Origin of the sequence: Rheinheimera sp. UJ63 (genome assembly GCF_021568285.1) — a bacterium.
Classification (GTDB): Bacteria; Pseudomonadota; Gammaproteobacteria; order Enterobacterales; family Alteromonadaceae; genus Alishewanella; species Alishewanella maricola.
In genome coordinates this window covers 444,128-465,502 of sequence record NZ_JAKGTQ010000002.1, presented here as the reverse complement: position 1 = coordinate 465,502, position 21,375 = coordinate 444,128, and the positions used below count along the sequence as shown (strand labels likewise).

The 21,375-nt window shown below is 47.6% G+C and carries 20 protein-coding genes; 7 read left to right on the top strand and 13 right to left on the bottom strand.

Annotation, left to right across the window (positions count from 1 at the left end; all coding sequences use genetic code 11):
* Positions 1 to 20 precede the first annotated feature (20 nt).
* Positions 21 to 599, top strand: a complete 579-nt coding sequence (gene rrtA, locus L1N97_RS08185; protein WP_229584268.1) for a rhombosortase — start codon at positions 21 to 23, stop codon at positions 597 to 599.
* Between the two features lie 48 nt (positions 600 to 647).
* On the opposite strand, the gene L1N97_RS08180 is transcribed toward rrtA, so the two are convergent.
* From L1N97_RS08180 to L1N97_RS08160, 5 genes are read right to left on the bottom strand one after another with little or no spacing between them, the layout of a single operon-like run.
* Positions 648 to 1,370, bottom strand: coding sequence for a YdcF family protein (locus L1N97_RS08180; protein WP_236129449.1), 723 nt, complete (start codon positions 1,368 to 1,370; stop codon positions 648 to 650).
* The gene (locus L1N97_RS08175) at positions 1,354 to 2,676 is read right to left on the bottom strand and encodes a hypothetical protein (RefSeq protein ID WP_236129448.1); all 1,323 of its coding nucleotides are present in this window, start codon (positions 2,674 to 2,676) and stop codon (positions 1,354 to 1,356) included. Before L1N97_RS08175 ends, L1N97_RS08180 begins: the two co-directional genes overlap by 17 nt.
* On the bottom strand, positions 2,676 to 3,569 hold the full coding sequence (locus tag L1N97_RS08170; protein ID WP_229584271.1) for a glycosyltransferase: 894 nt from the start codon (positions 3,567 to 3,569) through the stop codon (positions 2,676 to 2,678). The genes L1N97_RS08175 and L1N97_RS08170 overlap by 1 nt, the downstream gene beginning before the upstream one ends.
* A gap of 10 nt (positions 3,570 to 3,579) precedes the next feature.
* Positions 3,580 to 4,326 (bottom strand): WecB/TagA/CpsF family glycosyltransferase, encoded by a 747-nt coding sequence (locus tag L1N97_RS08165; RefSeq protein WP_229584272.1) that lies wholly within the window; start codon positions 4,324 to 4,326, stop codon positions 3,580 to 3,582.
* 1 nt (position 4,327) lies between these two features.
* Positions 4,328 to 5,383: a glycosyltransferase family 4 protein gene (locus tag L1N97_RS08160; RefSeq protein ID WP_236129447.1), complete on the bottom strand. Its 1,056-nt coding sequence runs from the start codon at positions 5,381 to 5,383 to the stop codon at positions 4,328 to 4,330.
* A gap of 208 nt (positions 5,384 to 5,591) precedes the next feature.
* On the opposite strand from L1N97_RS08160, the gene wecA reads away from it, so the two are divergent.
* The 3 genes from wecA to L1N97_RS08145 are packed head-to-tail and all read left to right on the top strand — an operon-like array spanning position 5,592 to position 9,146.
* Entirely contained in the window at positions 5,592 to 6,653 is a 1,062-nt protein-coding gene (gene wecA / locus L1N97_RS08155; protein WP_236129446.1) for a UDP-N-acetylglucosamine--undecaprenyl-phosphate N-acetylglucosaminephosphotransferase, read from the top strand.
* Entirely contained in the window at positions 6,650 to 7,990 is a 1,341-nt protein-coding gene (locus tag L1N97_RS08150) for a flippase (protein WP_236129445.1), read from the top strand. The genes wecA and L1N97_RS08150 overlap by 4 nt, the downstream gene beginning before the upstream one ends.
* Positions 7,983 to 9,146 carry a polysaccharide pyruvyl transferase family protein gene (locus L1N97_RS08145; RefSeq protein ID WP_236129444.1) on the top strand — a complete coding sequence of 388 codons (1,164 nt, stop codon included), beginning with the start codon at positions 7,983 to 7,985 and terminating at the stop codon, positions 9,144 to 9,146. Before L1N97_RS08150 ends, L1N97_RS08145 begins: the two co-directional genes overlap by 8 nt.
* Before the next feature lie 106 nt (positions 9,147 to 9,252).
* Here L1N97_RS08145 and L1N97_RS08140 read toward each other — a convergent pair whose 3' ends face one another.
* The 8 genes from L1N97_RS08140 to L1N97_RS08105 all read right to left on the bottom strand — a co-directional run bounded on the left by L1N97_RS08140 (position 9,253) and on the right by L1N97_RS08105 (position 17,685).
* Positions 9,253 to 9,549 carry a DUF6482 family protein gene (locus L1N97_RS08140; protein ID WP_229584277.1) on the bottom strand — a complete coding sequence of 99 codons (297 nt, stop codon included), beginning with the start codon at positions 9,547 to 9,549 and terminating at the stop codon, positions 9,253 to 9,255.
* A 118-nt stretch (positions 9,550 to 9,667) separates the two neighbouring features.
* The gene (locus L1N97_RS08135; protein ID WP_236129443.1) at positions 9,668 to 10,105 is read right to left on the bottom strand and encodes a nuclear transport factor 2 family protein; all 438 of its coding nucleotides are present in this window, start codon (positions 10,103 to 10,105) and stop codon (positions 9,668 to 9,670) included.
* 165 nt (positions 10,106 to 10,270) lie between these two features.
* Complete coding sequence (locus L1N97_RS08130) at positions 10,271 to 11,098, bottom strand: SDR family oxidoreductase (RefSeq protein ID WP_236129442.1); 828 nt, start codon at positions 11,096 to 11,098, stop codon at positions 10,271 to 10,273.
* Between the two features lie 359 nt (positions 11,099 to 11,457).
* Positions 11,458 to 12,354: a 3-hydroxyisobutyrate dehydrogenase gene (mmsB, locus tag L1N97_RS08125; protein ID WP_236129441.1), complete on the bottom strand. Its 897-nt coding sequence runs from the start codon at positions 12,352 to 12,354 to the stop codon at positions 11,458 to 11,460.
* 3 nt (positions 12,355 to 12,357) lie between these two features.
* The gene (locus tag L1N97_RS08120; RefSeq protein ID WP_229584280.1) at positions 12,358 to 13,512 is read right to left on the bottom strand and encodes an enoyl-CoA hydratase/isomerase family protein; all 1,155 of its coding nucleotides are present in this window, start codon (positions 13,510 to 13,512) and stop codon (positions 12,358 to 12,360) included.
* Between the two features lie 93 nt (positions 13,513 to 13,605).
* Positions 13,606 to 14,763 (bottom strand): acyl-CoA dehydrogenase family protein, encoded by a 1,158-nt coding sequence (locus L1N97_RS08115; RefSeq protein WP_236129440.1) that lies wholly within the window; start codon positions 14,761 to 14,763, stop codon positions 13,606 to 13,608.
* A 106-nt stretch (positions 14,764 to 14,869) separates the two neighbouring features.
* A complete protein-coding gene (locus tag L1N97_RS08110) occupies positions 14,870 to 16,366 on the bottom strand; it encodes a CoA-acylating methylmalonate-semialdehyde dehydrogenase (RefSeq protein ID WP_229584282.1) in 1,497 nt (498 codons plus the stop codon).
* Positions 16,367 to 16,500: 134 nt separating this feature from the next.
* The gene (locus L1N97_RS08105) at positions 16,501 to 17,685 is read right to left on the bottom strand and encodes an acetyl-CoA C-acyltransferase (protein ID WP_236129439.1); all 1,185 of its coding nucleotides are present in this window, start codon (positions 17,683 to 17,685) and stop codon (positions 16,501 to 16,503) included.
* 266 nt (positions 17,686 to 17,951) lie between these two features.
* Between L1N97_RS08105 and L1N97_RS08100 the strand changes: the two genes are divergently transcribed.
* The 3 genes from L1N97_RS08100 to L1N97_RS08090 all read left to right on the top strand — a co-directional run bounded on the left by L1N97_RS08100 (position 17,952) and on the right by L1N97_RS08090 (position 21,361).
* Positions 17,952 to 18,356: a MerR family transcriptional regulator gene (locus tag L1N97_RS08100; protein ID WP_226750097.1), complete on the top strand. Its 405-nt coding sequence runs from the start codon at positions 17,952 to 17,954 to the stop codon at positions 18,354 to 18,356.
* Positions 18,357 to 18,403: 47 nt separating this feature from the next.
* A complete protein-coding gene (locus tag L1N97_RS08095; RefSeq protein ID WP_236129438.1) occupies positions 18,404 to 19,573 on the top strand; it encodes an isovaleryl-CoA dehydrogenase in 1,170 nt (389 codons plus the stop codon).
* Between the two features lie 180 nt (positions 19,574 to 19,753).
* A complete protein-coding gene (locus L1N97_RS08090) occupies positions 19,754 to 21,361 on the top strand; it encodes a carboxyl transferase domain-containing protein (protein WP_236129437.1) in 1,608 nt (535 codons plus the stop codon).
* The last annotated feature ends 14 nt before the right edge of the window (positions 21,362 to 21,375 follow it).

Here is a 21,375-nt window from a genome sequence, read left to right as displayed (position 1 = left end):
TAATAAGATCAACCAGCACTATGCTATCTCAGACAATTAAATCTTATGCGCCCTATTTGTTGCTAGGTTTTTTAATATTCTTGTTACATTTTAGTCCCTTAGCATGGCATGAGCTGCTGCAATACAGCCGACCAGCCATTGGCCAAGGTGAAGTATGGCGTGTTCTGACCGGCCATTTATTACACAGTAATGCCTATCATTTGCTGATGAATATGGTGGGTTTGCTGTTAATTATGCTGATCCATGGGCATTTACCAGGGCGCTTAGCCTTTGGCTGGCAATTACTGATCTTAGGCTTGGGCACAAGTGCGGGATTATGGTGGCTGGCGCCTGACATGCTGTATTACGTAGGGTTATCAGGCGTTTTGCATGGCATTTTATGCTATGGCGCGGTCATTGATATTAAACAAGGCTTTCGTACCGGCTATCTCATTTTAGCGGGTGTACTGGTAAAGATCCTTAGCGAACAATTCTCTGCGCCTGATTTAGCCTTGGCGGCACAAATTAACGCTGATGTTGCCATCGATGCCCACCTGTTTGGTGCCAGTGTCGGTTGTCTGCTAGGTCTGGTGTTATTTAGTCGGACACCACGCCAGTAACCCACCTGTTTGGTGCCAGTGCCGAGAGTCTGCTCGGTCTGATGTTATTTAATCGGATACCACGCCAGTCACCTCTTTGCCAGCCACGCGATACACCGCATAACTGGCAAACTCGGCCATCAGCTTACTGTACAAATCCAAATTACTTAAGTTGACCGTTAACAGGCAGTTTAAACCGCAATTGACGGGGCGAAACGTTTGCGAGCGCACCACACCCACACTGGCTGATAATTGATATTCTTTAATAAGCTGTCGTACGCGCCAGCTATGAAAATCACTGGTGATAAAGCGGATACTCTGCTGCTTTTCTAAGCGCTTGGCTAAGGTCTGAAATTCTTGATAAGTATTTTCACCGGCATCAAAACAATCTACTGCCCATTGCCGTGTTGTTTGCTGCAATACAGCTAAATAAGGCTCGCAATAGCGCGTGGTGATAATCACGGCCAGCGGCGCCGCTTGGGGTAACCGGGAAATTTCACTCTTTAATTGTTGAATACGCGCTGCTGCACAGGCCGGTATCTGCTCGGCTGAGCCACCACAGCCTAACATCACAAATAAATCAGGCGTTCGCCCTAATACACTGGGTGCTGAGGCAACAGCTTGCTGTTGATACCATTGCCTTACCTGATTAGCCACCCAGGTATTACCAAGCAAATAGTAAAACAGCAATAAGCACCACAAGCCTTTTTTGCGATAAGCGATACAAGCGAATAACAAGCCGTATAACAACAGATTATGCGGATAAATTAGCGGCTCAAGCAGATCTTTCATCAGCGGCTCCCGTTTCGGTCTGTAAAAGCGTTAATGCTAGGGCTCGCGGCAATGCTTGCTGTGCCAGTAAGGCGGCATTAATCAATGCCCAAGGTAGCCATAACATACCGGAGGTCAGGACATGTCCGGCGAGTAACGCGACCAATAATAACAGGCTATTTAACAGTAACACCGGCCCCGCGGCTGAAGCTTTTTTCAAGGCGCCGGCACTTAAACCAAACACGCGCCAAAAAGATAAGGCGAATAATAAGCCTCCGGCTAAACCGTAAAACAACAGCAGATCGAATAAATCTAATTCGATAAAGTATTTTTTCAAATGCAGACGCAAGCCACCTTGGCCGACACCAAATAATTGTAACCACTCAGGGTAACGCTCAGCGACAAGGGTGAAATTACGCTGTAAATAATAATCGCGAGAGGACAAAATAATGCCCATAATACCCCGCTGTTCATAGGCAAATTGCAGCTTGTCGTAAATTCCTACCCATTGCAGGACACTGCTTAAATGCCACAGCAGTAGCATCAATAAGCCCAGAAGTATGGCGCCTAGCCCCAGCAGCCATTGCCGTTTCGCGTAAAAATAAGCGCGTGGCGTTAATAAAATGGGGATCAGTAGCACTAACAGCAGCACACCAAACAAACCGGTTTTCGTTAGCAATAACGCGGCTATCGACAGTGCCGCCAAACTGAGCAAGGGATAGAACCAGCGTAGCGCTTGCCAACTGCGAACTAACAACCAACAGCTGAGCACCAGTAACAAACCTGACAACTCATTGGTTGAAATAAAGAAACCTTTTACGCCAAGAAAGGGCTGCGCCACTTCATCCATCGGCTGATAGGCCGTGCCACCGTACCCGGCTAACCCCAGCAGGCTATTAACAAACAACAGCAGAAAGCTGGCAGCAAACACACCGTCTAGCCAGCGTAAAAAAGCCTGGGGTTGCTGGCGCGCCAATTCAGAAAAATAAGCCAGTGCCACTAATAGCGCTGCTGATTTACTGATCAATTGCAGATCGGCCAAGCCATAGTGATGGCCTGTTAGCCATAAAACATATAAAGGCCCGGGTAACATCAGCAGCATTAACGCCAAGGGCCAATGCAAGGCTTGGCGATTTAACTGCCAACCACGGTAAATTAACAGCAACAATAGCAGCAGTTTAATACTGGCCGAGAAACCAAAACTGCTACCAAAGGTATGCCACAACAGGCCATTACCCCAATCAATAAACACCAGCAACGAGGCGAGCAACACCAGAAGCTTATCAAGTGGCGTGGCAATACTGAGGTAATGTCGGATGCTTGGCATTATTTTTTAAATAATCCACTTAAGCCCTTGCTCAGCAATCGCATCCGCAACTGACTTAAACCGGCTAATTTATGTTTAATATAATAACGCCACTTCACTTTAACGATACCATAACGGCACAGGCTTAAAAATTCTGTGAACCGCAGCACATGATGCTGCATCGTCAGCCGATAAAACATCTGGTTTTGTAAGTTACGCTCGCTCATTAAAGGGCGATGTTTCGCCACAAACTGCTGATGGGCATCTAAGCGTTTCGGTGAATTGGTAATACGGCCTTGCTCATGCCCTACATGCACGCGATAACTGGCTTCCGCCAAACGCAGTGCAGGGCCATAAGCCGCGACCACTCGCACCCACATATCGTAATCTTGAAAGGCGGCCAAGTTAATGTCGAAGCCGCCTAATTGCAACATGCGTTCACGTTTAACTAAGGCTTGATTCGATAAGGTGTGTAAATCCAGTAAATTGGACAAATTCACGGTTTGTCTTTGCGCAAACAACGTTTTAGTAAAGCTGCCGTAATCCCATAAATAAGCCGAACACACGCAGCTATAACGATCATCATAAGCAGCATAAAGTTGGCTTAGGCGCTGAGGTAAAAATTCGTCATCGTCATCCAAGCCCGTGACAAATTCACCGTTAGCCACTTCAATGGCTCTATTGCGCGCGGCACAAGCCCCCTGCCCCTCGGTTTGCCGTAAAATTCGAACACGCACATCGGATGCATAACGATCGGATAACACCGCAAAGGTGTCATCTTTTGAGGCGTCATCGACCACAATAAGCTCGATGTTAGGATAAGTTTGGGCTAACACCGAATCGATAGCGCGACACGCCATCTGCGCACGATTGTAAGTCGGCATATATACACTGATTAATGGCCATTGCGACATGGTGCTTCCCTTAAATTTTACCCAGTCCATACCACCAAAGGTATCGGAATAAACGAAGTTGACGGCCAATGCGACTGGGCTGCGCTAACAACCGATACGCCCACTCTAAATTTAATTTACACCACAAGGCCGGTGCACGTTTCACATTACCGGTATACACATCATAAGTGCCACCGACTCCCATATAAAAACAGTGAGGATGGGCAGCTTGAATACGCTGGATCAATAATTCTTGCTTGGGCGAACCCATGGCAACGCTGACAATTTTCGCATCGGCGTGTTTAATGGCAGCGATAAGCGCGGCTTCATCTTTAAAATAGCCATCAATAGCCCCGACCACGTTAACACCCTCAGCCAGTAACTTGGCTTGTGTTTGCGCTAATACCTCGGGCTTGGCGCCAACTAAGAACACCGGTACTTGTTGTTTTGCCGCACGTGCCATCAGTTGTTGCCAAAGCTCACAGCCAGGGATCCGTTCAACATGACGACCTAACCGACGACGCATCACTTTCACCACGCCGATACCATCCGCATAACGAATATCCGCTTGCTCGATAACCGACATAATGGCCGAATTTTCCATCGCAGTTAACACTTTTTCAGGGTTAATGGCAATGGCTGAACCAGCATAGCTCTCGCCTTGCTCAGGTAAAATAAACTGCAGCAGATGCGTCATATCTTTAAAGGCTGACACCTTAACCGGGCCAATCTTGACTTCAGCAATGGCCTCCGTCAAATCCTGTTCTGTACCACTCATGCTAAAGTTCCTGATAAAGTTGGGTTAACTGATGTATCACTTCGGGCAACAACACCTGCTCTGCTTGTTGGCGACCCGCTTGCTGCATTGCACGATATTCTGGCTCGTCTAACATTAACAGCGCCTTTATGGCTAAAACCAATTGCTGACAGAGTTGCGCTTCTGCTTGTTGCTGTGAAACGCGATAACCGGTTACCCCCGATGTTATTTGCGCTTTAGCGCCATCCGTATCGGTAGCCACCACTGGCGTATAACAAGCCATTGCCTCTGCCATTACTAAACCAAAAGATTCATTACGCGATAAGCTGATAAAACAGCGGGCACGTTGATACAGTTTGACTAAAGCCGCAGCATCTTGAGCACCTAATAAACGCACATTGGGGTAGTCTGCAACCGCGTGTTCTAGCTGACGTTGCCACGGCCCGGTACCAGCAATCACGATGTGCAGTTCTCTCAACGCGGGCAACATGGCCAATAGCCTGTCCATGCCTTTATTTCGATCTAAGGCGCCGACATACAACAGATCAATGTCTTTTTCGGTACGCGTTTGAAAACGCGCGGCAGCATAGCGACTCTGGATACCCGCTGACAAGATCCGTTGTGGCTTGGCTTGAAAATAAAACTGTTCACTTAATGCTTGGCTGGTAAAAACCCAGGCTTGCACCTGTTTTGCACACCAACGGTAAAGCTTACCGGGCGGTTGATAATGGTAAATATCACTGCCATGACAGGTTACAACAATCTTAACCTGCCGATTACGCAGGCCTCGATATAACAATGCTAGCCAAATCGTCGGATAAAAAAAGTGCACATGAATAAGGTCATAACGCTGACGGCTCAACATATATCGCCAAAGAAAATCCAAAAAGAAAACCGGATATTTCAATAACCTGTTCAGCCAAGAGTCACTATGCCAGCGCATATAATGATAAGCAGAAGGATGGCCTTGTGCCTCAAGTTCATCTACTTGTGCCCGCACAAACTGGCCTTGAAAAGGCGCAGACGCTTTCGGGCCCATATTGGTGATCACAAGCAGTTTTTTAGTGGCAACTAACACAACGATGAATGCTCCTTAAAGCCAACCATTTAATACTAAAAAACGGGGCGGGGTCAGGGTTAAACAAGCGAGAAAAAACAATATTTTTAACTATTACGTAAAGCCAGTCGTTTATTCTGTCACTAAGCATTATTATTACAACAAGTTTCAGCTGACGCCTGGCTGAATAATTCTGCGGTTTAACAAAATTGAGAAAAATTAGTCGGTTATGAAATCCCAGTTACTGTTAATGAGTTCAGCTTTAGGCTGTTGCCTGTTAGCCATTATTTTATTGTATCCGCTGTCACAACGCGTAGGCTTAGTGGATATTCCTCGGGGTCGTAAACAGCATCAAGGTGCCGTACCGCTGATTGGTGGTTTATCGGTGTTTTGTGGTTTAGCGGTGGCCTTGGGCTTGTTCGCCCCTTCTGAACTGGAACCTATCTATTATTTGTTATTAGCCGGTGCCTTGGTGATCTTAGGTGCCTTTGACGATTATCTCGATCTCAGTGTCAAACTGCGCCTTGCTGTGCAATTAGCCATTGGCCTTGGCATGGTGTTCGCGCTGGATTTACACCTGAATAGCTTGGGCAATATTTTCGGCTTAGGCGAAGTCACCTTAGGCCCACTGGGCATCCCTATTACCTTGATAGCAGTTATTGCCGCGATCAACGCCTTTAATATGACCGACGGTATTGACGGCCTTGCCGGTATGCTCAGTTTGGTTAGCTTTGTGGTCATTGCCGGCTTTATGTTGCTGTGGGGCCAACAAGAATATGCCTTGCTACCGTTAACCTTAATTTGTGCGCTACTGCCCTATTTAGCCTTTAACTTGCAATTGGTTCCGGGTAAAAAAATCTTTATGGGTGATGCCGGCAGTATGCTGATTGGTTTATCTGTTATTTGGTTATTACTGATTGGCACCCAAAGTGAGACGGCCAGTTTTCGCCCGGTTACCGCGTTATGGCTAATTGCTATTCCGCTAATGGATATGGCGGCGATTATGTTGCGGCGCATTCGCAAAGGCCAATCGCCATTTCAAGCTGATCGCGAGCATTTGCATCATATTTCATTACGCTTAGGTTTAAATTCGCGGGAAGCCCTCACTTTAATCGTCGCGTTATCGTGTGTCTTTGCTTGTATTGGCGTGATTGGTGAGTATTTAATGGTGCCCGATCTGGTGATGTTACTGCTGTTTGCCGCTGCCTTTGCCGGCTATATTTTGCTGCTGCAAAATGTCTGGCGTATTGTTTCGACCTTGCGCCGCCGTGCCGCCGGAGCCCGTAAATGAAGATCATTAAAAAGTTATTGATGGCTCGGGCTACCGCCATGCTCGGCGATAAATTAGTTAAATTAGCCGCTGGTGCCATCTTAACCGTCTTTGTGGCGCGGATGCTCGGTGCGGCCGAGTTAGGTATTTATTCTATCGTTATGGCGTGGAGTGCGTTTTTAGTGCCCCTAACCAGCATGGGCTTAAATAACCTTGTGGTCAGGCAAATGACCAAGCTATCAAGCGGTCAAGAAGCCATGACGATGCTGTATACCGCGGTCAGTATTCGTTTAACACTTGGCCTGATAGGCGGTGGTGTCTTACTCGGCTTGTTTTATCTGCTGAACCCGGAACTGTTTAGTGGTCATCTTAACTATGCCATCCCACTGTTATTTATGCTGCAGGCCTTTTTTGGCTTTTTACTGTTTGAGTTTTACCTAAATTACCAAGGCACCTTTCGCAGCCCAGCCTATGCTAAATCGGTTATCTCGCTGCTCAGTTTCGCCGTTAAGCTGCTTTTATTACTGCAAGGCTTTGGCATCGCCAGCTTATTGTTAATGACGGCTATCGAGTTTTTATTGGTCGGCTTAACCCAATATCTGCTGTATCTACGTAAACACCAACCTTTTAAAGAAGAAACCCAGCGTTGGCAGCGTTACCATCCGCGCCATTTCAGCTTCGCTCAAGCCAAAGTGCTGCTCAAGCGCTCCGCCTGGTTATGGTTATCTGGCATTGTTTCGGTCATTTATCTGAAAATCGATATTGTGATGCTGGGCAGTATCGCCGGCGCAGAGCAAGCGGGTATCTATGCCGCCGCCAGTCGACTTTCTGAATTATGGTATATCTTCCCTGCCACCTTAGCGGTGCGCTATTACCCTGATATGTTAAAAGCCTTTGAAAAAGGCTGGAACGGCTATTTATTAAAACTGCGCCGCTTTGCGCTAATGTTTTTTTCTGCAGCCTTAGCTATCGCCCTGGTGATGACGCTTTGTGCCGAATGGTTAATTTTATTACTGTTTGGCGAAGCCTTTAACGATGCCGTAACTGTGTTACGCATCCATATCTGGGCCGGCTGTTTTATTTTCGTACGCTATCTGATTGGCCAGCACTTAGTGATCACCGAGCAAGAACCGCTATCGCTGTTTAGCCATGGTATGGGTGCGCTGATTAATGTCGGCTTAAATCTTTGGTGGATCCCACAATACGGCATCGTTGGTGCAGCTTGGGCTACCTTGATTTCTTATGCTTACGCCTCTTTTTTCTTCTTATTTTTTGCCAAAAGTACCCGCACGCAATTCTGGCAATTGCTACGAGTAAAACGCGCATCCTTGACTGATAATGGAACTATGAATGACTAAACCTTATTTTATCGAAATTAAAGGCGTGCAATTTCGCAACAAAGGCGCCTATTTGATGTTATTAGCCTGTTTGCAAGGCTTAAAAGCGAAAGATAAAGCCTTTGAATTGGTGTTATCACCCGGCCCGAATTTGCCCTACCCCGAGCGAGCACGCCACGGTGCTTGGCAAAAATTGGCGTTTCGACGCAAAGGCATTGATTTAACCGGTCTGCTTGGCAAGCTGCCTGGCGGCCTGCGTAATTTATTTAAACGCTATGGCATGGTCACCGAGCGCGATGTCGATTTGGTGTTAGAAGCCAGCGGCTTTGCCTATGGTGATCAATGGCCGCTGACCTTTTTACAAAATACCGCAAAAGAAGTGGTGCGCTTTGGCCAAGCGGGCAAACCATTTATCTTTATGCCACAAGCCTTTGGCCCCTTTACTTCCAAAGAAAGTAAAGCGGCTATGCGCGATATTATCCACCATGCCCGGCTGATTTTTGTGCGTGATCCGGTGTCCTTAAAGCACTTACAAAGCTGTGTTGAGGTGTTACCCGAGCACGTCGTGCTTACCCCTGACTTCACCGTAGGCTTAAGCCCTCTCGGCAATCAAGAGTTACCTGAGTTAGATATGCCTTTTGCGGCCTTGATCCCTAACTCCAAGGTCGTGTCAAAGTACAATCATGCCAATGCTGAAGCGATGCGCCAGCAATATGTGATGGCTTTTGCTGCCGCAGCGGATTACTTAACGGTGCTTGGCATTCAGCCCGTGCTGGTTAACCACGAAGGTAAAGAAGACGCCGAGTTATGTGCTGAAATCGCCGCCTTATCACCCTGTGGCTTAGTACAAATTGAGGACCCTCTCGCCGTTAAAGCCTTTATCGGAAAAGCCGAGTTAGCCATTAGCTCGCGCTTTCATGGCGCAGTCAATGCACTAAGCCAAGGTGTGCCTTGTATCGCGACCAGTTGGAGCCATAAATACCACGCCATGATGAGTGATTTTGGTATGGGTAAGTTTTGTGTCGAAGAGTTGACTGAAGACAACCTGCTGCGCAGCGTTGCCGAATTAATTGAACAAAAAGAAGCACTCACCAAAGAGGTGGCCTTAAAAGCAACGAGCTTAAAGCAGCAGAACAAGCTGATGTGGCAACGTTTGTATCGGGCAATTGGCTGGTAAGCTTGCCACTGAGTGTCTGTTTAGCCGAAAGAACTCACACCGGCTAACAACAAACGGGCGGGTCAGAAAACTGACCCGCCCGTTTTCACAAAAACAGCGCTCACGTTTAAACGAACAACGCGAGTTTTAAGGTGTTATCCACTTTTTCTGCGCCACCGCACATTTCATCATAAGCAGATTTGTGAACTAACCAAGCCTTTTTAACCGTGCAGTCGCTGAGCGACTTTTTAACCTGTTCGACACTATGAAAATGTTGTGGTTGATTTTGCTCATCAACAATGAAGCCTTTACGGCCGTCAAAGTCAGCTTCAACCAAATAAAGACCCATTTCATAAGAGTGTACGGTTAACTCATCAATGCGTACGTCTTGATGGTTCAAATGGGTAAGGCGATGATGTGGCATAGCAGTAACTCCAAGCTGTGAACGTTAAAGGGATTACTTAACTAGAGTTTGTCGAAAGAATGTACGACTTAACCTTAGGATCGGATCTTCACCTCGTCCAGCAGGCGTTTACTGACACTTAATTAATGCTCGGCTCACTCAATTTAGTGGCTTGCCAGTTAACCACTTGCCACTGTCCGTTACGCTTGACCAAAGTACCACTATTTAAAAAACGCAGTGTTTCTGTTGCTGATTTTCCTACCAAAACAAAAGCCACCACAGCAGTATCGCCATACTGCATAATGTGCAAATCTTCACGACCATAACGCGTGCTCACTTCAGCAGCAGGGATCTCGCCACGGCTGTTTACGCCCTGCATTAACTGCGCTTTACCAAAACGGGTACCCGCAGAACTGGTGTAAATCAGCTCTTCTGCCCAAAAGGCATTATGTATCATGGGATCATTTCGGCTCGCCCCATCTAAAAAAGTGTCCAACATGTTCGTAAGGACGCGTTGTTCATCCGCCCATACGGCGCTAGGCAGCGCTAATAACAAACAAAAAAATAAGCTTTTCATCGGTCAGATCCTCTAAAGATAAGGGTTATCACAGGTTAAGGCGCCAAAGCTGCCATACTGTCTTGAGCATTTTGCGCAAGCCCCGCTAAAGCCTACAACACGACTTTTAGGGCGAAGCTCAAGGCTTCACCAATAGCAAACATGAGCTCAAGCGCCTAACCCGTTTTACATACTGATGCCACCATCTATTTCTACCACACGACCGGTAAAAAAATCATTCTCAAAAATGTACTTAGCGGTATGGGCCACTTCACTGGCCTCACCTAGCCGGCCAACCGGCTTCATTTTCTCTAAACGATCACGTGCTTCTGGCTTCATGGCATCTGTCATAGCCGTACGAATAACGCCCGGGGCAATAGCGCCAACCCGAATACCGTAACGCCCTAACTCACGTGCCCAGGTCACGGTCATTGCCACAACACCGGCTTTAGACGCTGCATAGTTGGTTTGGCCCATGTTACCGCCACGCGCGACACTCGACATATTGATAATAACGCCTTTGTTGCCACGCTTCACCATCGCTGCTGCCGCTTCACGGCCACATAAAAATACGCCTGTCAGGTTAACATCAATAACCGATTGAAATTGTGCCAACGGCATCTTGCTGGTGATTTCGCCATCTTTGAATTTCAATAACAATCCATCACGCAGGATCCCAGCGTTGTTAATCAAACCATCGATACCGTTAAAATCACTGTCGATTTGGCTGAAAGTCGCTTCAACTTCGCCTTCAGCGGCAACGTTAGCTTGGTAAACGTGCACCGTGGTATGTGCCGAGAGTTCGGCTTTAGCGGCAGCCAATTGCTCGGCATTCATATCAATTAACGCCAGCTTGGCGCCTTCACTAGCACACATCCGCGCCATCTCTAAACCCAGGCCTTGAGCGCCGCCCGTGATCACAATGGTTTTGTCTTTAAGATTCATTTTATTACCTTTGTTTGTAATATTTTGTTCAATAGGATGATGGTCGTTGCGTACTTTTTTATCGGACACGCCGTAAATACCTCCCTGTAGGCTCCTCTTTTTCATCCATGAAAAAGACGGTCCGCTAAAAAAGTAGCTTCACTCTTTTAGCCGTAGATAAAGCAAAGCCGCTACACAAGCCAAGTCAGCCGTTACGGATGTACTTTTTTCTGCAACCGTTGTAGGCCATGGATGGCCGAAAAGGAGCCCCAAGGATGGTTCATGGCGTGTTGCAGAAAAAACGTACGCAGTAACAGCATCAACTAATACTGTTCTTTATAAAACGGTCGACCGCTAGTTTTAGTCAAAGTTAACACTGGTTCAGGACGTACTAGGCGCTATCGCACAAGCCCCCTCAAACAAAAAAATCAAGCTATTTAACTAACCAACTAATTAGCATCTGACTTTTTAAATGACGTAAAAATACTCGAAAAATCTAATTTACCGTGACCAGCTTGTTGATGACTAACATACAAATCACGCACCAGACTGCCTAATGGCGTTTTACTTGCACTTTGCTCTGCCGCTTCCATGGCCAAGCCTAAGTCTTTCGCCATCAAGTCGACCATAAAGCCACCTTGATAATGATTGCTTGATGGAACCGTATCAATCACACCTGGGCAGGGATTGTATAACTCTAGGGTCCAGTTACGACCTGAACTTTTCAGCATGATTTCAGAAAGCACTTTGGGATCTAAACCATTAGCTATGCCCATCTGCAAGGCTTCAGAAGTACCGGCCATCAAAATGCTTAACAGCATATTGTTACAGATCTTCGCAACCTGTCCGGCGCCAACATCACCGGCATGAAACAGGTTTTTACCCATGTTCGATAACACCGTTTTCGCTCGCTCATAATCCGCTGCAGTGCCACCGATGATAAAGGTTAAGGTGCCGGCTTTAGCACCACCCACGCCACCCGATACGGGCGCATCAATAAAGGCAATCCCTTGCTCACGCAACCCGGCACCGACTTTACGCGCACTTTCAGCATCAATTGTCGAGCAGTCAATCACTAAAGCCGATTGACTAATATTGCCCGCGATGCCCTGTTCGCCTAAATATAAACCTACAACATGCTTACCCGCAGGTAGCATAGAAATGACAAACTCTGCACCTAACACCGCCTCAGCAGCCGATGCCGCAACCGCAGCACCTTCTGCTTGCACTTGTGCCAGTGCGGCAGCTGATAAATCAAAAGCCGTAACCTGATGACCTGCTTTCAGTAAATTGAGTGCCATCGGGCCACCCATATTACCTAAACCAATAAATGCCACTTTTGCCATGTTCTAATATCCTTGTTGTTGTTTACCCAATTGTGCGAGGGGATGTGCGGCTTCTGGCCATGGCGAACGAAACAGTTCTGCCACCACTTCCACCGGCACGGCTGCCACATCGGGATATAACCACTTAGGTTGTAAGTCTTTATCAATTAATAAAGCTCTCACGCCTTCTTGAAATTCGCCTAACTTGCCACATTGCACACTTAAGCCCAGTTCCAAACGGAAACTGTCGGCCAGTATTTTTGTTTGACCCAGCTGTAATAAACGAAACACAATATGAGCGGTTATCGGGCTGCCATAGCTCAGCGACGCTTTGGCTTTAGTCAGCCATTTATCTTCACCTGGCATCGCCATAATACTATTGACCACCTCGGCTAAGGTCGCTGCTTGGGCTAAAGCCGCGATAGGCTCTTGATGCACACGGATCTGGCTAAGTGGCATTTGTGTGCGACAGCCTTGTTCTTGCACCCGCAGTGCATCAGACAGTTTCTGGTGGTTTAACGACACCGTATCCCCCCAGTTAATACTGCAAAGCTTTTGCACTAACTCGGCTTTTTGCTCATGGCAAATGAATACATCCGCTAAACCAATAAAGCGCGCATCTGCGGCATTAATGGATGCACCGGTTAAACCTAAAAATAAACCACAGCCAGCCGGCATCCGATTTAAAAACCAGCTTGCCCCAACATCAGGATATAAACCGATGGCCATTTCCGGCATGGCAATACGACTGCTCGCGGTCACGATACGATGCGAAGCGCCCGCCATCAGGCCTAAACCACCGCCCATGACGATGCCATTACCCCACACTAACACGGGCTTGCCAAAGGTATGGATCAGATAATCGAGGGTGTATTCTTTGCAGAAGAAATCAGCAACATAAGGTTGAAACTGGCCGGGGGCATCCTGCATAGCTTGATACAAATCGCGAATATCGCCACCCGCACAAAAGGCTTTATCACCCGCGCCTTGCAACATCACCATAGCAACGGTTGGATCAGCTTGCCATGCTTGCAATTGTGGCAGTAAGGATTCAACCATCGGCAAGCTTAAGGCATTAAGTGATTTTTCTGAGTTGAGTGTCGCCACGCCAATCAGTTTACCATTGGCTGCTTGCAACTCCTGATAAAGCACTACACTACTGTCAGTATTTACCAGCATAAACATTCCTTTAAAGTGTACAGTAACGCTTAGGGTAAGCCCTGTGTGTGACATAACATGGCATAAGCTCAGCGTTACCGTGATTTTTTATCGTTATAAGATATCGCCTGCCGCTTCATCTAATAAACGCCGGCCGATAATCAGCCGCATAATTTCGTTCGTACCTTCTAAGATCTGATGTACGCGGACATCACGGAAATGCCGCTCAAGAGGATACTCTTTGATGTAACCGTAACCGCCATGCAGTTGCAGTGCTTGATCACACACTTGGAAACCGACATCGGTGGCAAAACGTTTGGCCATCGCACAATAAGCGGTGGCTTCACTGTCTTGTTGATCTAATTTAAAGGCCGCTAAGCGCACGAGTTGCCGAGCCGCCACCAGTTCAGTGGCCATATCGGCCAGTTTAAACTGCAGCGCTTGAAACGCCGCTAAAGGCTTACCAAATTGCTGACGCTCCAACATATAATTGCGCGCGGTATTCATCGCTTGTTGCGCTGTACCGATAGAGCAGGTCGCAATATTAATGCGGCCGCCGTCTAAGCCTTTCATAGCAAAAGAAAAACCTTCGCCTTCATTGCCTAATAAATTGTGCGCAGGAATACGCACATCTTCAAAAGTAATTAAGCGTGTAGGCTGTGCATTCCAGCCCATTTTCTCTTCGGCTTTACCGTAAATCACGCCTTTGGCATCGGCAGGTACAATAAAAGCTGAAATCCCTTTCGGGCCGGCTTCTCCGGTACGCGCCATCACCACTAATACTTCGGTTTCACCGGCGCCCGAGATAAACATTTTTGAGCCGTTCAGCACATAATGATCAGCGTCTTTCTTCGCGCTGGTGCGTAAACCCGCGGCATCAGAGCCTGAGCCTGGTTCAGTTAAACAATAAGAGGCTAACTTTTGGCCGGTCACGAGCGACTCAACCCACTCACTTTTCGCGGTTGCCGTGCCCCAGGTTGCAATCATCCAGGTCGCCATATTGTGGATGGTCAACATCGCCGTGGTCGCAGTACAGCCCATGGCCAGTTGTTCAAAAATAATCGACGAATCTAAGCGTGATAACCCCATACCGCCATCTTCTTCTGCGGTATACAGCGAACAAAACCCCAATTCACCCGCTTTTTGGATCACGGCTTTTGGAAAGAAGTGATCACGATCCCACTGTGCAGCATGTGGGGCTAATTCTTGCTCAGCAAACTGCTTAGCCACATCAACAAAGGCTTGTTGATCTTCAGTTAAATTAAAATTCATAGAGATTTCCTGTACTGATCTAAGCAAAACGGACGACGGCGCAGCTGCAAATTTTTAATGGTTTTGTCTTCGCTGTCACCGTCGCCACGTTCGCCCCTGTCAACTCTTAACGTAAATTAATCGACATATTCGGGCCGGCTACCGGAATATCGTCATCGAACCAACGCGCCGTAATGGTTTTAGTCTCAGTGTAGAAGCGCACAGCTTGTTTACCGTAAGCATGTTGATCGCCGTAGAACGAGCCTTTCCATCCAGTAAAGGAGAAAAAAGGTAGCGGTACTGGAATGGGAATATTAATACCCACCTGACCCACTTCTACGTTGTGCTGATACTTACGAGCGGCAGCGCCACTGGCGGTGAAGATTGAAGTGCCGTTACCAAAAGGACTGTCGTTAACGACTTTTAACGCCTCTTCTAACGAATCTACCGTCATGGTAGATAACACCGGCCCAAAGATTTCTTGCTTGTAGATTTCCATCTCGGTGGTGACATTACTGAACACGGTAGGGCCAACCCAGTTACCGTTAGGGTAGCCATCGACCACGCAGTCAGTGCCATCTAATACACAGGTCGCGCCTTCTTTTTTACCTTGCTCAATCAGTGATAGCACGCGAGCACGCGCTTGTGGGCTGATTTGTGGGCCGTAAGCCGCATTAGCATCGCTGTAATGCCCCGGACGCACTTTACCAATGGCCGCGGCCACCTCGGGGATCCACTCTGCCGCGGCACCGACAAATACGGCCACTGAAATCGCCATACAACGTTGTCCTGCCGCCCCCACAGAAGCGCCCACCAAGGCATTCACCACCTGTTGCTTATTGGCATCAGGCATAATCACCATATGGTTTTTCGCACCGGCAAAAGCTTGTACGCGCTTCAGGTTGTCAGTACCCGTTTTATAGATGTATTGACCCACGTTAACCGAGCCTACAAACGAAATCGCCTTAATATCAGGGTGATGCAAAATGGCATCCACTTGCTCTTTCGCACCGTGTACTACCTGCAACACGCCTTTTGGCGCACCGGCTTTAACAAACAGCTCGGCAATTTTGTTCACCGTCATCGGATCTTGTTCAGACGGTTTTAAAATAAAGGTGTTACCACAAGCAATCGCCATCGGGAACATCCACAGTGGGATCATCGCAGGAAAGTTAAATGGCGTGATGCCCGCGCAGACACCTAGCGGCTGAATATAGCTGTAGGTATCAATGCTACGTGCCACGTTTTCAACCGTTTCACCCATCATTAAAGAAGGGATATTCGCCGCTTGCTCTACCACTTCAATACCGCGCCAAACATCGCCTTTGGCATCTTCAACGGTTTTGCCTAACTCTTCACAAATGATCTCAGCAATTTCGCCCTGATGTTCTTTTAATAAATGCGCAAAGCGCATCATTAAACGAGCACGTTCAGAAACCGGCACTTCTTTCCATGTTTGAAAAGCCGCCTTAGCTGAAGCAATAGCGCGCGCCATTTCTTCGCTGGTGGCACAAGGCACTTGAGCAATCACCTGTTGCGTTGCAGGATTAGTCACTGCAATCAGTTTATCGCTCGTTGATGTGACGAATTCGCCGTCGATAAAGTGTTGAACCTGTTGTGTCATGAAGCATCTCCCGATTGTTGGGCTATACCGACGGCATCTTATCTATGTCGTTATTATTTGCCGTCGGTAAATATGAATGGTTTATTGTTGCGTTGGCCGGTGTAAAACACGCGGCCTACGTAGCATAGCGTTTGTTACAGGACTTCCACTGCAAGCGCGACGGCTTCACCGCCACCGATACACAGTGAAGCAATACCTTTACTTAAACCGCGGTTACGCAAAGCGTGGATCAAGGTCACCAAAATACGGGCACCTGAAGCGCCAATCGGATGACCTAAGGCACAGGCACCACCGTTAACGTTAACTTTGTTATTATCTAAACCCAGCTCATTCACGGCGAGCATCGTGACCATGGCAAAGGCTTCATTGATTTCCCACAGGTCAACCTCATCTTTTTGCCAACCGGTTTTTTTCAATAATTTTTGCATCGCACCAACGGGCGCAACCGTGAAATTCTCTGGTTCAATCGAGTGCGTGCTGTGGGCTACGACGCGCGCTAAAGGTTTAGCCCCTAACGCTTTGGCATCGTCTAAACGCATTAATACCAAGGCGGCAGCGCCATCAGAAATTGAACTGGAGTTTGCGGCGGTAATAGTGCCGTCTTTGGCAAACGCCGGACGTAAAGTGGGAATTTTATCTAATTTGGCATTACCCGGTTGCTCATCGACGTTAAAGGTCATTTCGCCTTTACGCGTTTGAAAGGTGACCGGCGTAATTTCAGCAACAAAGGCGCCACTGCTAATAGCATTTTGTGCTCTGGTCAGTGATTGCACCGCAAAGGCGTCCATCTGCTCGCGATTAATCGCTTTATCATTAGCCGTGTTTTGCGCGAAACAGCCCATGGCTTTACCGTCATAGGCGTTTTCTAAACCATCTAGCATCATATGGTCTTTCATTTCGCCGTGGCCCATACGGTAACCGCTACGCGCTTTGGGTAACAGGTAGGGCGCATTTGACATCGACTCCATGCCACCGGCGACCACAACATCGGCACTGCCAGCGTGTAATAAATCACTGGCTAACATCACGGCTTTTAAGCCTGAGCCACACACCTTGTTAATGGTGGTTGCACCGGCACTTAAAGGTAAACCGGCTTTTAAAGTGGCTTGCCGCGCGGGTGCCTGGCCTAAACCCGCCGGCAGTACATTGCCCATAATTACTTCGCTAATTTTCTCAGCAGCAATTCCTGCATCAGCCATTGCAGCTTTAATGGCCGCCGCACCTAATAGTGTAGCGTCAACCTCTGATAGACCGCCCATAAAGCCGCCCATGGCGGTACGTCTAGCAGCAACAATAACAACAGGGTTTTGCGGATTCATTCAGCTCTCCAAATCTTGGCGTTGACTTAAATAATGACACAGAGCCTACACCAAATTTACGTTTACGCCAACGTCAACTTGTTAGCACTATGGTATTACCACAGATTTAAAGTGCAAAAATCTGTACAGCGAGTGGCGTTTTGTTGGCATAAAAACTTTACAAAGAGCACTATTAACCCACTCAAACAGTGATAGCTTATGGCTGATTGCTTTACCTTTACGTAAACTTCACTTATAGTTGCCAGCACTTAGTGAGAAGGCATGCCATGAAAGAAAAAGACGAGAAAACCTACAGTATCAGCGAGCTAGCACGGGAGTTTGACATTACGACCCGTAGCATTCGTTTTTACGAAGATCAGGGTTTGATAACGCCACAGCGCGCCGGCCAAACACGAATTTACAGCAAACGTGATCGCGTTCGCTTAAAGCTTATTTTACGCGGCAAGCGCCTGGGCTTTAGCTTAGCGGAAACCGGTCAGTTGTTTGAACTGTACGATGCCGACAAAAGCAGCGTAAAACAACTCAGCACCATGTTGACCTTAATTGAACAAAAAAAAGTCGAACTACACCAACAGATGGATGACATTAAAGTGGTGTTGATGGAGCTGGTTACCGTCGAAAAACGCTGCCGAGAAACGCTTTCTGAAGCCAAACAACCAAAAAGCGCCTGAACCAATAAGGTTTCGGGTGATAAGCCTAATACAGATGGGGATTTAACATGATTAGCAGTTACAAAGGCCTTAATTTCGATTTAGGCGAAACCGTCGATATGATCCGTGATCAAGTAAATGCGTTTGCGCGTGAAGAAATCGCACCGCGTGCCGCGGCAATCGACGAGCAGAACGAATTTCCACATGATTTATGGCGTAAATTTGGTGATTTGGGTTTATTAGGCATTACCGTGGATGAAAAATACGGTGGCTCAGGCTTAGGCTATATTGAGCATGTGATTGCCATGGAAGAAATCAGCCGCGCCTCTGCCTCAGTGGCCCTGTCTTATGGTGCTCATTCCAATCTGTGTGTGAATCAAATTTCTCGCAACGGCACTGAAGCACAGAAAATGAAATACTTACCCAAACTGTGTTCGGGTGAACATATCGGTGCCTTGGCCATGAGCGAACCGAATGCCGGCTCTGACGTGGTCAGCATGAAACTGCGCGCCGACAAACAAGGTGATAAGTACATTTTAAACGGTAACAAAATGTGGATCACCAATGGTCCAGATGCCCATACCTATGTGATTTACGCCAAAACCGACGTAAACGCCGGCAGCAAAGGCATTACGGCTTTTATCGTGGAACGCGGTTTCAAAGGCTTTAGCCAAGCACAAAAACTCGACAAGCTGGGCATGCGTGGCTCGAACACCTGTGAATTAGTCTTTGAAGATTGTGAAGTCCCTGCCGAAAACGTATTAGGCGAAGTCGGTCGTGGCGTACAAGTACTGATGAGCGGTTTGGATTACGAGCGCGTGGTATTAGCCGCTGGCCCGCTGGGTATTATGCAAGCCTGTATGGATGTGGTAGTGCCTTATATCCACGATCGTAAGCAATTCGGCCAATCCATTGGTGAATTCCAATTAGTACAAGGTAAGTTAGCCGACATGTATACCCGCATGAACGCGGCCCGCTCTTATGTCTACATGGTGACAAAATCATGTGATAGAGGCGAAACTACCCGCAAAGATGCTGCCGGCGTGATTTTATATGCGGCGGAATTAGCTACCCAAATGGCCTTAGACGCCATTCAATTACTCGGCGGTAATGGTTATATCAATGAATACCCTACCGGACGTTTGTTACGAGATGCCAAGTTGTATGAAATTGGTGCCGGTACCTCAGAAATTCGCCGCATGCTGATTGGCCGTGAACTCTTTACCGAATCGAACTAAGCTTTTAAGCCGGATTAACAGTGGCAGCGTCAGCTTCCACTGTCTTATTAGCAATCTAGGCAAGTGACATTAACTAGGCGAAGCGCGCAACAGATTTAACGAAACGAGCGATTAAACGTGAGTCTGCTAAGTTGTTCCGGTTCCGCTTTGTTTAACCCGCTCTAGTACAAGGTGACTTAAGTGACCAGAATTACGTCAAAAGTAAATCCTCGCGCAGAGGATTTCCAAAAAAACGCTGCGGCGATGCAAGCCGTGGTCGATGATCTGAATAGCACAGTACAAAAAATTAAACTCGGTGGTGGCGAAGCGTTGATCGCGCGGCATACCGCACGTGGCAAGCTGTTTGTGCGCGAGCGGATCCAAAAGCTGCTTGACCCCGGCTCACCCTTTTTAGAAGTAGGCCAATTTGCCGGTTGGGAATGCTATGAAGATTACGTGCCCTGTGCCGGAGTGGTTGCCGGTGTAGGTCGTGTCAGTGGTGTTGAGTGCATGATTGTCGCCAACGATGCTACGGTTAAAGGCGGTACTTACTATCCGCTTACGGTAAAAAAACACTTACGTGCGCAAGAAATTGCTGAGCGCTGTCACCTACCCTGTATTTACTTAGTCGACTCTGGTGGCGCTAACCTGCCACGCCAAGACGAAGTTTTCCCCGATAAACTGCACTTTGGGCGTATTTTCTTTAATCAAGCGAACATGTCAGCCAAAGGTATTCCGCAAATCGCGGTAGTCATGGGGCTTTGTACTGCAGGTGGCGCTTATGTGCCGGCCATGGCCGATGAAAGCATTATCGTTAAAGATCAAGGCACCATTTTTTTAGCCGGTCCACCACTGGTAAAAGCCGCCACCGGTGAAGAAGTGTCCGCCGAAGAGCTCGGCGGTGCCGATGTGCACTGTAAAATCTCCGGCGTGGCAGATCATTATGCTTTAAATGACGAACACGCCCTGCAACTTGCTCGTAATGCGGTATCCAGACTGAACCGCCCCGCACCTCAGCAAATGTATGTAAAAGCACCGCAAGAGCCTTTATATGATGCTAAAGAGCTGTACGGCATTGTCGGTACCGACTTACGCAAACCGTTCGACGTGAAAGAAGTGATTGCTCGTATTGTCGACGGCTCAGATTTTGATGAGTTTAAACAATATTACGGTGCTACGCTCGTTTGTGGTTTTGCGCGGATCTTCGGCTATCCTGTGGGCATTGTCGCCAATAACGGGATTTTATTCTCAGAATCGGCGCAAAAAGGCGCGCATTTCATTGAGCTTTGTGCCCAGCGCAAAATCCCACTGTTGTTTTTACAAAATATCACCGGTTTTATGGTGGGTAAAAAATACGAAGCCGAAGGTATTGCCAAACACGGTGCCAAAATGGTGATGGCGGTCAGCTGCGCCAAAGTGCCGAAATTTACTGTGTTAATTGGTGGCAGTTATGGCGCCGGAAACTATGGCATGTGCGGCCGGGCTTACGATCCCACCATGATGTGGATGTGGCCGAATGCGCGCATCTCAGTAATGGGCGGTGAACAAGCCGCCGGTGTTATGGCCCAAGTGACTAAAGATGGCTTAGCACGCAAAGGTGAAACCTTAAGTATTGACGCTGAAAAAGCCTTGAAGCAACCCATTGTTGAACAATATGAAAAACAAGGCCATCCTTACTATGCCAGTGGTCGCTTATGGGATGATGGCATTATCGATCCGGCACAAACGCGAATGACCGTCGGTTTAGCTTTAGCGGCCGCCTTAAATGCCCCAATTGAAGAAAGCCGTTTTGGTGTATTCAGAATGTAAGGTGTTACCGCAAC

Coding starts and splice junctions, on each gene's coding strand:
- rrtA (WP_229584268.1), top strand. CDS start 21: ATGCTATCTCAGACAATTAAATCTTATGCGCCCTATTTGTTGCTAGGT.
- L1N97_RS08180 (WP_236129449.1), bottom strand. CDS start 1,370: ATGAAAGATCTGCTTGAGCCGCTAATTTATCCGCATAATCTGTTGTTA.
- L1N97_RS08175 (WP_236129448.1), bottom strand. CDS start 2,676: ATGCCAAGCATCCGACATTACCTCAGTATTGCCACGCCACTTGATAAG.
- L1N97_RS08170 (WP_229584271.1), bottom strand. CDS start 3,569: ATGTCGCAATGGCCATTAATCAGTGTATATATGCCGACTTACAATCGT.
- L1N97_RS08165 (WP_229584272.1), bottom strand. CDS start 4,326: ATGAGTGGTACAGAACAGGATTTGACGGAGGCCATTGCTGAAGTCAAG.
- wecA (WP_236129446.1), top strand. CDS start 5,592: ATGAAATCCCAGTTACTGTTAATGAGTTCAGCTTTAGGCTGTTGCCTG.
- L1N97_RS08150 (WP_236129445.1), top strand. CDS start 6,650: ATGAAGATCATTAAAAAGTTATTGATGGCTCGGGCTACCGCCATGCTC.
- L1N97_RS08145 (WP_236129444.1), top strand. CDS start 7,983: ATGACTAAACCTTATTTTATCGAAATTAAAGGCGTGCAATTTCGCAAC.
- L1N97_RS08140 (WP_229584277.1), bottom strand. CDS start 9,549: ATGCCACATCATCGCCTTACCCATTTGAACCATCAAGACGTACGCATT.
- L1N97_RS08135 (WP_236129443.1), bottom strand. CDS start 10,105: ATGAAAAGCTTATTTTTTTGTTTGTTATTAGCGCTGCCTAGCGCCGTA.
- mmsB (WP_236129441.1), bottom strand. CDS start 12,354: ATGGCAAAAGTGGCATTTATTGGTTTAGGTAATATGGGTGGCCCGATG.
- L1N97_RS08120 (WP_229584280.1), bottom strand. CDS start 13,512: ATGCTGGTAAATACTGACAGTAGTGTAGTGCTTTATCAGGAGTTGCAA.
- L1N97_RS08115 (WP_236129440.1), bottom strand. CDS start 14,763: ATGAATTTTAATTTAACTGAAGATCAACAAGCCTTTGTTGATGTGGCT.
- L1N97_RS08110 (WP_229584282.1), bottom strand. CDS start 16,366: ATGACACAACAGGTTCAACACTTTATCGACGGCGAATTCGTCACATCA.
- L1N97_RS08105 (WP_236129439.1), bottom strand. CDS start 17,685: ATGAATCCGCAAAACCCTGTTGTTATTGTTGCTGCTAGACGTACCGCC.
- L1N97_RS08100 (WP_226750097.1), top strand. CDS start 17,952: ATGAAAGAAAAAGACGAGAAAACCTACAGTATCAGCGAGCTAGCACGG.
- L1N97_RS08095 (WP_236129438.1), top strand. CDS start 18,404: ATGATTAGCAGTTACAAAGGCCTTAATTTCGATTTAGGCGAAACCGTC.